Source organism: Sphingobium sp. DC-2, from assembly GCF_000722555.1.
Classification (GTDB): Bacteria; Pseudomonadota; Alphaproteobacteria; order Sphingomonadales; family Sphingomonadaceae; genus Sphingobium; species Sphingobium quisquiliarum.
Genome location: NZ_JNAC01000053.1, coordinates 1 through 10493, shown reverse-complemented (window position 1 = coordinate 10493; position 10493 = coordinate 1). Strand labels below are relative to the sequence as shown.

The 10493-nt window shown below is 61.1% G+C and carries 7 protein-coding genes; 5 read left to right on the top strand and 2 right to left on the bottom strand.

Annotated elements, in window-relative coordinates; genetic code table 11:
* The 5 genes from ET21_RS28480 to ET21_RS0111730 form a co-directional block, all read left to right on the top strand.
* Positions 1-229: hypothetical protein (locus ET21_RS28480; protein WP_237751547.1), on the top strand; the 229-nt coding region annotated here is incomplete at its 5' end.
* Between the two features lie 31 nt (positions 230-260).
* Positions 261-551, top strand: a complete 291-nt coding sequence (locus tag ET21_RS0111745) for a type II toxin-antitoxin system RelE/ParE family toxin (protein ID WP_025091540.1) — start codon at positions 261-263, stop codon at positions 549-551.
* 9 nt (positions 552-560) lie between these two features.
* Positions 561-893: a HigA family addiction module antitoxin gene (locus ET21_RS0111740; protein ID WP_030092363.1), complete on the top strand. Its 333-nt coding sequence runs from the start codon at positions 561-563 to the stop codon at positions 891-893.
* A gap of 53 nt (positions 894-946) precedes the next feature.
* The gene (locus tag ET21_RS0111735; protein WP_030539848.1) at positions 947-2845 is read left to right on the top strand and encodes a site-specific DNA-methyltransferase; all 1899 of its coding nucleotides are present in this window, start codon (positions 947-949) and stop codon (positions 2843-2845) included.
* A gap of 35 nt (positions 2846-2880) precedes the next feature.
* Positions 2881-5781, top strand: coding sequence for a DEAD/DEAH box helicase family protein (locus ET21_RS0111730; RefSeq protein WP_237751546.1), 2901 nt, complete (start codon positions 2881-2883; stop codon positions 5779-5781).
* Positions 5782-5802: 21 nt separating this feature from the next.
* Here the strand turns inward: ET21_RS0111730 and ET21_RS0111725 are convergent, their stop codons facing one another.
* Positions 5803-6552, bottom strand: a complete 750-nt coding sequence (locus ET21_RS0111725; protein ID WP_030093147.1) for a DUF6118 family protein — start codon at positions 6550-6552, stop codon at positions 5803-5805.
* Positions 6553-6563: 11 nt separating this feature from the next.
* Complete coding sequence (gene traA / locus ET21_RS0111720; RefSeq protein WP_030539846.1) at positions 6564-10169, bottom strand: Ti-type conjugative transfer relaxase TraA; 3606 nt, start codon at positions 10167-10169, stop codon at positions 6564-6566.
* Between the last annotated feature and the right edge of the window lie 324 nt (positions 10170-10493).

Sequence of the window (10493 nt, the reverse complement as noted above, 5' to 3'; positions counted from 1 at the left end):
TCTTTGTTCTTCAACATGGCCAAAATCGCAGCTTCGGGCCGACTGGGCCAATCTGGTCGGCTGCTCACGGCTTCCCCCTGTCGCAAATCATGTCGCAAGTTTTCTACCACTTGCGACAAAGACATGCGACACGAAAAGCCCTGATTTTCCGGGGGCGGCCGATCTGTTGCAGGTTTTACGACTTGCGCGACAAGGCTATGAGATGACGGGATCGTATAGCGTCGCTTGACACTATACGCTTAGCTTGATAGTGACGGCACATGAGAATCCGAAACGTGGTCCATAAGGGGTTGCGCCGCTTCATCGAAGATGATGACGCCACCGGCTTGCAGGCGGCCGTAGTGCCGAAAGTCCGTCGCATCGTCACCTTTCTGCAAGATATGGAGCGGGAAGACGAGTTGCGCACGGTCCCGAGCTGGAAGGCTCATCAGCTCACCGGCGATCGAAAAGGCACCTGGAGCCTGTTCGTCACCAAGAACTGGCGGATCACATTTCGGATCGACCAAACCGAAATCGAGATCATCGACCTCGACTATGAAGATTACCACTAGGAGGTGGCTATGAGTGCGATGCAGGGCATCCGTATGAAAAATCCCGCCCACCCCGGCGGCTTCGTCAAAAGTGAGATCATCGAGCCGCTTGGCCTTTCGGTCACGAGCGCCGCGCAAGTTCTCGGTGTTACGAGGGCGGCGTTGTCGGCCGTCCTGAACGAGCGCGCGCACCTTTCGCCGGAAATGGCGCTCCGGGTCGAAAAGGCTTTCGGCGTGTCGATGGATACGCTCATGCGGATGCAGAACAGCTATGACATTGCCCAAGCCCGCAAGCGGGAAGGGGAGATCAACGTCGCGCCCTTCAAGGGAAAGCCGCTCGATCCGCAAGCGGCGCTGATCTGAGCCGAAACAATAAGGACATGCCACGCCGAGCAGCGCGGCCAGGGGGATATTGAATGAAGAGTTTGCTCGAACAGCTTCCGGCCATCGTAGCCGAAGGCAAACGTGAAGCCGAGCGCGTCATGGAGCGGGCGGAGAGCAACTATCGCCTCGGCCTGCAAACAAGGGAATTGGTCATTCCCTCACGTGACAGCAACTGGCAAGATTTCCTCAAGGTCGCAGACAAGAAGGAGCAAGTATCAACCGCCGGAGAAAATCGTCTGATTTATGGCGACAATCTCTTGGCGATTGGATCACTCCTCGCTGGTGGTGATGACTCGGCATCGGTGCGCGGAAAAGTAAATCTCATCTATATCGACCCTCCTTATGATAGTAAGGCGGATTATCGGCGCAAGGTAGAATTACCCGGTGCATCCATCGAACAGCTTCCGAACGTGATCGAGCAGTTTGCATATACCGATACATGGAGTGAAGGCACGGCGTCATATCTGCGGATGATTACGCCCCGGCTTTTCCTTATGAAAGAACTTCTAACTCACAACGGCAGCATCGTTGTTCATCTGGACTGGCACGTATGCCATTATGTCCGCATGGTTCTTGATGAAATTTTCGGAAAGGCCAACTTTGTTAATGAGATTGTCTGGTATTACTACAATAAAATGCAAGGCAACGTGAACCACTTTGCCAAAAACCATGATGTTCTACTGTGGTATAGGGCAGGCGATGAATACACCTTCAACAAAATAAGGGAAGAACGCGAGGCACCCGTTAAACAGCTCAAGAGAGTATGGGATAAGGATAAGGGCAAGATCGTCAATGCGAAAGGCCCTGACGGCAAGGTAATCTATATCGAGTCCACCGAACGGACACTTGATGACGTTTGGCGAATTTCGATGTTGCAGCCTGCGGATCGGAAGGAGAACCTGTTCTTTAACACCCAAAAGCCGGAAGCTTTAATCGAGCGAGTTATTACGGCCATTTCCAACGAAGGCGATCTGGTCGCTGATTTCTTCATCGGCTCCGGCACGACCGCTGCCGTTGCGGAAAGGCTAGGCCGGCGCTGGATTGCATCAGATTTCGGGAAGCCTGCGTGTATGGTGACACGCAAACGACTGATCGACCAGGACGCCACACCGTTCCTCTACCAGCACATTGGCGACTACCAGGTTGAACAAATGCGCTCCACGATGGGGAGCCGGTTCCGCATCGGTGATCTGGCCGAAATCGTGCTCGGCCTCTATGGCGCGCTACCGCTGCCCGTCGAGGAAAATCCGAACAAGAACATGGGCAGGCTTCAGGGAAGCAAAACGCTCGTCCTTGCCGATAGTCCCAACAAGATGACCGGCCTTGCTACCCTGCGCCGCGCAATCGAAATCCGCGACAACCTCATGGGCGGATGGGATAAGGTCGTTATCCTCGGTTGGAACTTCTCGCCAACGATCGGTCACGACATTGAGGCGCTGGGGCAGGGCGATCGCCTGGAAGTGCTCGTTATCCCGCCCGATCTGCTCGACCGGCTGAAAAAGAAGGGCCACAAGCTCAAGGCAGACGAGGTGCGTTTCTCGTCGCTGCAATATCTCAAACTGGGTGAAGTCAATCGTGAACAGGCCGGCGAGGGAGAATCGCTTTCTGTTTCGATCGCCAATTATGTGCTGCTCTCACCGGAGGCGCTGAACCTCGACGACGCCAATCGTGAAAAACTCCAGCATGTCATCAACGACGATCCTATGGCGTTGATAGAATATTGGAGCGTCGATCCTGACTATGACGGCGAGGTATTCCGCTCCGTCTGGCAAGACTACCGGGGCAACACGGAGAAAGATGCCGACGCTTATCGGGTCATCACCACGGCCAGGATCACTAGCCTCCCCAAAAAAGACGGGCCTCGCCGCGTCTGCGTGCGTGTGGTTGATGTGTTCGGCTTTGAGGCCGAAGCAACTGTTGAGGTGGTATGATGGCAAGCATCAATGATCTTTCGCTTGCCAAAGGATTGACGGCCAAGGTCGAGGAAGCCTGCGCCGGTCTGGAAACCGGCGAAGCGCCGATCCTCGATCACGTCTCAGAGATCACGGCCGAGCTGTTGAAATGGTGGTTCCAGACTGAATTTCAGGACGCCCGCACCTTCAATTTCCATCCCGGCCAGCGGCAAGCCTTGCTGAATGTGATCTATGCCCATGAGGTTTTGGGCATTGCGTCCCTGCAAGACCTTTACCAGATCGCCGCCCCTGACGTGATGCTGACAAGCACGCGGGATTCCGAGATCATCCGCGCGCCAAAAAATTCCTATCCGAAATACTGCCTGAAAATGGCGACCGGAACGGGAAAGACCTGGGTTCTGCAAGCCCTCATGGTCTGGCAGATTCTCAACGCGAACCGCGCGCCGGATAGCGACCGCTACACCAAAAACTTCCTCGTCGTTGCCCCCGGCCTCATCGTTTACGATCGGCTGCTTGACGCCTTCATGGGGAAGGAACGAGACGGCAAGCGCGATTTCACGATTTCTGACCTGTCGATATTCCAGGAACTGTTCATTCCCGATTCCTACCGGGACGAGGTTTTCCGGTTCGTGCAAGGGGCGGTCTGCCCGAAAGAAGACATTGGCCGCAAGGTCACGGCCGGCGGCATCATCGCCATTTCCAACTGGCATGTGCTGTCGGAAGAAGGCGAGCCGCTTGAGGATGAGGAAATCACCGCGCCGGGGGAATCCGCCGATCCGAAAATCGTTGTGCAGAGCGTCCTTCCCCTGACGCCCGGCACCAGCCAAGGCAACGATTTGAATGTGCTGAACCGTCGCTATGAGCGCGGCGGCATCCTCTCCTACCTGAAAGACCTGCCCGCGCTCATGGTCTTCAATGACGAAGCCCACCATATTCACGAGTTCAAGCGGGAAGGTGAGGTGACGGAAGTTGAATGGCAAAAGAGCCTCAACCTGATCGCAGAACCCAAGGGCCGCCGCTTCGTCCAGGTGGACTTTTCGGCCACGCCCTATAACGAGGTCGGGACCGGCCGGAACAGCCGGAAATCCTACTTCCCGCACATCGCAGTTGATTTCGACCTGAAGACGGCCATGCGCACCGGCCTGGTCAAATCCCTTGTTCTCGACAAACGCTCCGAAATCGGCGCGCTGAGCCATGAGGAACTGGATTTCAAGGCCGATCGGGATGAGAACGGCAACCCCATGCTGTCCGAAGGACAGCGCATCATGTTGCGCGCCGGCCTGACCAAGCTCCGGAAGCTGGAAACCGATTTCGCCGCCCTCGATCCGGACAAGCATCCGAAAATGCTGGTGGTCTGCGAGGATACCACGGTGACGCCTCTCATTGCTGATTTCATGCAGCTCGAAGGGCTGGCCGACGACGAAGTGTTGCGCGTCGATTCCAACCGCAAGGGCGAGCTGAAGCCCGACGAATGGAAGGTGCTGCGCGAACGCCTGTTCGACGTGGACCGTCACAAATCCCCGCGCGTCATAGTGAGCGTGCTCATGCTGCGCGAAGGCTTCGACGTGAACAACATCTGCGTCATTGTCCCGCTGCGCGCATCGAGCGCCGGCATCTTGCTGGAACAGACGATCGGGCGCGGCTTGCGTCTGATGTGGCGCGGCAATGAATACGACGACATAAAGCGGGAGAACCGCCAGCTCATTCGCGGCGGAAAGACACCCTCCAACATGATCGACATTCTTTCGATCGTGGAGCATCCGGCGTTCCAGGGCTTCTATGACGAGCTGATTCAGGAAGGCTTGGCGGCTGAAGCAGATGACAACGACGACGAGGCGAATGGCAGCTCGACCGGCGACCTGATCTCGGTTGGCCTCCGGCCGGGCTTCGAGGAATACGATTTCGCCATACCCTTCATCCTGCGGGAACAGGTCGAGGCGCTGGAAGATACCCATATCGACCCTTCGAGCCTCGCGCCGTTCGGATCGTTTTCGCTCCAACAACTCAAGGGGCAGATCGGCCAGGGCGAGAAGTTCCATTCCGAAGACGTGCAGGCGAAAACGCGCTTTGGCGACTATCGCGTGCATGGCGGCGTGATGACCGCGACGGGATATAATGACTACCTGGCCCGGATCACGCGCCGGATCACGGAAGCCGTCACCCTGACGGATACCACAAACAGCTCGAAGGCTTTCGCCAACGCCAGCAAGTTCCCCTACATCCAGATAAACCGGGCCGAGATGGCCGAGGGCATCGACACCTTCATTCGTCGGCACCTGTTCGGCCAGGAGCTGGACCCTCTCACGGATGAGAACTGGCGCGTCCTGCTGATCGACCCGGTGACGGAGCACATTATCAAGGTGTGGGCGCGCGCCATTCTCGAAGCGGAAGACAGCGTGATTGTCGCCAATGCCGAGGTCGCGCATCGGCGTCTTTCGGAAGTGCCCAAGCTCGCCATGCGGGAAGGATCATCGCTGGCCGTCGAGAAAGCTATCTATCTGCGCCTTCCCTATCCCTCGCGGAACGGCGGCCTTGAACTGGCATTTATGGAAACCTGCGAGCGTGACGCCAGCGTTGAAGCCTTCTGCAAGATCAACGAGCAGAAACACACCTTCGCGCGCCTGCGATACATCAAGGAAGATGGGCTTCCGGCGTTCTATTCGCCGGATTTCTTCGTGAGAGCAGGCGGCGCGATTTATCTGGTGGAAACAAAGGCACAAGGCCAGCTCACCAGCCCGAACGTGCTGCGCAAGCGCAAGGCCGCCGTTTCATGGTGCGACCGGATCAACGCCCTTCCTCCGGAACAGCGTAGCGATTCCGAATGGCACTATGTCCTTCTCGGGGAAGACACCTTCTATGGCTGGCGGGACAAGGGCGGCTCGATCGCTGATCTTCTTGCCTATGCCCGGCTGCGCCCTGTCGAAGACAAAGGCCAGGCCAAGTTCGCCTTCTGAACTTCACGCCGGGGCAGCAATCTATTGCCCCGGCGCTTTCACGGTGATGGTGCAACGCTGATCCTCGCCGGCCGTGCGCGCGGCCTCCCAACAAGCCGCTACCGCCTCCCTGTTCGCCTCAACAAGCTGATCGGCCGACGCCACCCGCTGCCATGCTTCCGGGCTGCCGAACGCCATGAGGCTCATGCCGGCCTGCCACGGCCTTTCGCCCATGACGACGCTGGCGACACGCGGCGCGGCCGAGAACGGCAACAGGCGCGGAAGGAACAGCATCACCAGCGCGCCGGCGAGCAGGCCGACAGCGAAGGCGACGACAAGCCACCAATTTTGCCGATCGCGCTCCCGCGCGCTGGCGACGTGCGCCGAAAGATTGCGGCCGGCGCGCTCGAGGTCGGACGCCTGCCGCTCGAGCTGCTGCGCGGCGGTGCGTATAAGGGCCTCGCCGCTGCGCTCGAGGACCGCCGCATAGTGCTGCGCGCCCTGCCGGAGAATGGGTGACTGCTCTACGCCGTGCATCCGCTCCGCAACATTGTCGAGCGCCTGCACGAGCTGGGCGAGCTGGGGCTTGTAGTCCTGCGCCGGCTCGATCTTTTCGAGCTGGTCGAAAGCCGCTTCCAGCCCGCGCCGCATCACGGTCATTTCCGCGCCGATCTGCGCGCCCTGCGTCTCGATCGTGCGCCGTAGCGCGTCGAACGCGGCGGCCGGGTCGCCGGCGTCCTCGTCCAGTGCTTCCGGCTCGATTCCTTCCCTGTCGTCGTCCAGCTCCGCCATGTTCTCCGTGCCTACCTTTCCATGCCGATGCCCCGGCTAAGCCGGTGGCCGCGTGTCATTTCGTCTTGCAGCGCGCGGGCAATGGTCTGCTCGCGGCGAAGCTCCTGACCGATTCCAAGTTCCTGCCGGCGATTGCGCAGGATGGAATCTACCTGCGGGTCACGCTCAAGGCTCTTGGTCATGCCGTTCATGTGGCTTTCGACCTTGGCGCGGGCGTCGTCGTGCTGCCAGCCGCGAAGCTCCCGGCGCTGCCCCTGTAGCTCCTGCCAGCGTTCAACGAACCGCTCGGCCCTGATATTCGGGTCTTGCAGCGCGGCGTTTTCGCGCTTCATCCCGTCGATAACATGGGCGACACGCTCCCGGCCGGAAAGCTCGGTCATGGCGCGCGCCGTCGCCGGGTCGTTTTCCAGCGTCGAGCGCATCAAATCTTTCATGCCGCCGCGCACCTGGTCGAGCTGCTGGCCGGCATCGCGCATTTCCTGCCGCTGCATGTCGAGAACGGGCAGGCCCTCGCGCCGGTGCTGGTCGATCGACTGATAGGCCCGCGAATATCGGTCAACGGCCGTCTCAAGCGGCGACGGCCCCCGCGCCCGCTCGGCCAGCCGGTCGGGCGCCGGCGCCGGCCGCAAGCTCCCTTCCCTTTCCGGCCGCTCGCTGCGCTCCTGAGAGGCGGCAGGACGCGCATTGAGCTTGAGGCCGGCGAACATACCGCGCCGCTGCTTCTCGGCCTGCTGCGGCCTGTTCTGGTCGATCTGTGGGCCGTCCTCGCCGGCGCGGTCTGGCTCGCGGCTCTCGGCCGCCGCGCCGCGCCCGAGTTTCAGGCCCTCGAACGGATTGCGGCGCTGCTGTCGATCGCCGGCGAGATCCTCGCGCGGATCTGCACGGAGATCCTGCGCGAGATCCGCGCCAACTTTTTGCGAGGATCTGCGATCAAGCGCATGATCCCCGGCCGTCGACTCCCGCTCCGCACGTAGCCCGGCCGCGCGCTCGGCCGGAATCTCGATTTCGCTGCGGACGCCCATTTGCTCCGCGATCCCGCGCCGCTCGGCAAAGTCGCGGGTATAGTCGAGCGTGGTTTCCTTCACGCCCGACCGGGACAGGCGGCGTTCTAGCTGGCTATAGGCCAGCTCGCCGGCGTCCTGAACCTTCCATGTGTTCCGGTGCGTCTGTGTGCCATCCGGCAAGGTGACGGGGGTGGAACCCTCATGCTGTAGGCCGATCTTCTCCCCGATCGCCGGCGCGGCCTCCTTCATGGCCCGCTCAAGATCGACGCCCCATAGGGTGCGGCGCTCGCCCTTGTCGTTTTCCAGCGTCACGAAATAGCTGCCGGATTTCTGCGGGTCATGCTCGAACGGGGCGGCCCCATGCTCGACCAGCCGGCCGGCATTGGTGAACTCGTCCTGTGCGGCGTAGAGCTGCATACCATCACGATGCCGGGTCATGGCGACATAGGTTAGGTGCCGGTCCATCGTCCCCGACGCCATCACATAGGACCGATCGACCGTCGCACCCTGATTTTTGTGAATCGTCGTCGCATAGCCGTGGTCGATCGCCTGATAGTCGCCCATCGGCACGGAAACGCTACGCTCCCGGCCGCCGTCCAGCGTGGCGATGATCCGGCCTTCCTCGACATGCTCGACCGTGCCAAGCATCCCGTTTTTCACGCCAAGGTCGCGGTTGTTCTCCAAGAACACGATGCGGTCGCCGGGCGCGAACTCCCGCTTTCCGTCATTGGTCTGGAAGGTCAGCGCGCCGGCGTCCTCGCCCTGCGCCAGCTCGCCCCGGTCCTGTAGCTCGGTCCTGATCGCGTCATTGATCGCCCGAACATCGGCCCGGCGATGCGCCATCGCTACGCGGGTGCCGTCCGGGCGCTCGTCGCGGTCGGCAAGATAATCCCGCACGATCTGGCCGCGCGCGTCCTCGCCCGTCTCGGCAAAGCTGATATTGCCATGATCCCGATAGGCTGCCAGCCCCTCGGCCGTCCGGTGCGTGGCGAAGTCAACCGACGCCTCCCGCTGCCAGTCCACGCGCTGCCGGCGTATCTCGGACAGCTCGGCATGGCCGATTTCCTCCGTGATCGCCCGGAACGGTGCGCCGGCCCCGATCGCCTGTAGCTGCTCATGGTCGCCTACAAGGACGATCTTCGCCCCGCGCGCCTCGGCCTCGCCAACGAAGCGGGCGAGCTGGCGGCTCCCGACCATGCCGGCCTCGTCGATCACGAACACGTCGCCGCGGCCGATCGTGCCGCGGTCGTTCTCCCAACCGCGGGACCATGACGCGAGGGTGCGGCTCTGGATGCCGGAACTTTCCTCCAAGCCCTCGGCCGCCTTCCCCGACAAGGCCGCACCGTGGACCTGATAGCCCTCGGCCTCCCATGCCTCGCGCGCCGCCGCGAGCATGGTGGACTTGCCAGCGCCGGCATAGCCGACAACGGCCGCGATCCGCTCCGGCCCGGTGATATGCTCGATCGCCCGGCGCTGCTCGTCGGACAACCGGGCGGAAGCATCGCCGGCGCTGCGCTGAATGGCGGCGTCCTGCCGCTCTATGGCGCGCTCGACATGCCGGCGATCGACGCCATGACCATGCGCGCCGTGCATCCGCTGCGCGCTCTCGATCATGCCGGATTCGATCTCGACCATTTCGCGGGTCGAATAGCGGGCAAGCTCGATCTCGCCCGTTGCCGGGTCGGCCCGCTCGGGCTGAAGCTCGACCAGCGCCGGCGAGGCCATCACCTTGGCGAACGCGCTCTGAAACTCCTGCGGATCGTCGTTGATGTAGCGATGCAGCGCCCGCGCAACGTCGTGCCGGTCGAACACGCTCTTTTCCCCGATGATGAGGGTTAGAACCTGCTCGGGCTTCTCCCGGATCAACTCGGCATTGCGCCGGGCCGCTTCCTCGTCCAGCCGCGCCCGCGATACGTCGAGGCCGCGCCGCTCCATCTGCGTGGCATGGACGCCCATATGTTCGGTTGGCGCGATCTCTAGCCCGCGCTCCATATGCGAACGATGGTCGATGCGAATATCTAGCCCGGCCATCGCAAGCCGCTCGTTGGCGATCCCCTCCCATCGCTGGCGAAGGTCGCGGAGCTGCATATCTGTCGTCGGCAGGTCGTGCGCCAACAGCCATTTGTTTTCGCGCTCAAGATAGGTCTTGTCGCCTAGCCCGTCCTCCGTCACCTGCCGCGTGGTCATAAGAATGTGGGCATGGTGATTGCGAACGTCGCTCGCCTCGTGCGGCGCATGAATGGCGAAGTCCACGGCCGCGCCGTAGCGGTCGGCCAGCTCCTGCGCCATCTCCCGCGCCGCCTCTAGCCGCTGCTCGGCCGATAGCTCATGCGGCAAGGCAATCTCGAACTCCCGCGCAACGCGGGCATCCTTGCGCTTCTCGGCAAACTCGGCGGCGTTCCACAAGTCCGACCGATCCCGCGCCCAATCGGCTGAAACGCCTTCGGGCAAGACGATCTCGGCATGTTCAACGCCCTGCTTGCGGCTGAAATCATGCGTGATCCCGTCGCGTTCGTTGGTCAGCTTCTCCCCGGCACGATAAGCCATTGAGGCGACGGCGCTACGGCCGCCCGCCCGCGAAACTGGCTTCATGCTCAAATGGTAGATCGCCAACCCGTTGCCTCGATCTAGTTTCCGCCTTTCCCGCCAGCCTCCAAGCTGGCGGCGCGCTGAGTTGCATAGCAACTCGTAAGTGCGCCCTTATCAACTCAATCGCTACGCTCTTTCGTCGCTCGGTGTGGCGCTTGCGGCAAGGTCGATGCGATGAACTGAGGCCCTGATTGTGCTGCAAAGCTGCCAAAAATTCAAGGTAGCGCATAATCGTGTTTGGTGACGCTGCTTGCATCGGATAGACTTCGGCTCAAATGGGAGTGCAGACCGATGGCAACCCACATTCTCCAAGTAAGTCGCTGATTTCGCTGTCGTAATCGTGATATT

Excerpts from the sequence above, each read along its gene's own strand:
- ET21_RS0111745 (WP_025091540.1), top strand. The coding sequence starts at position 261 with ATGAGAATCCGAAACGTGGTCCATAAGGGGTTGCGCCGCTTCATCGAA.
- ET21_RS0111740 (WP_030092363.1), top strand. The coding sequence starts at position 561 with ATGAGTGCGATGCAGGGCATCCGTATGAAAAATCCCGCCCACCCCGGC.
- ET21_RS0111735 (WP_030539848.1), top strand. The coding sequence starts at position 947 with ATGAAGAGTTTGCTCGAACAGCTTCCGGCCATCGTAGCCGAAGGCAAA.
- ET21_RS0111725 (WP_030093147.1), bottom strand. The coding sequence starts at position 6,552 with ATGGCGGAGCTGGACGACGACAGGGAAGGAATCGAGCCGGAAGCACTG.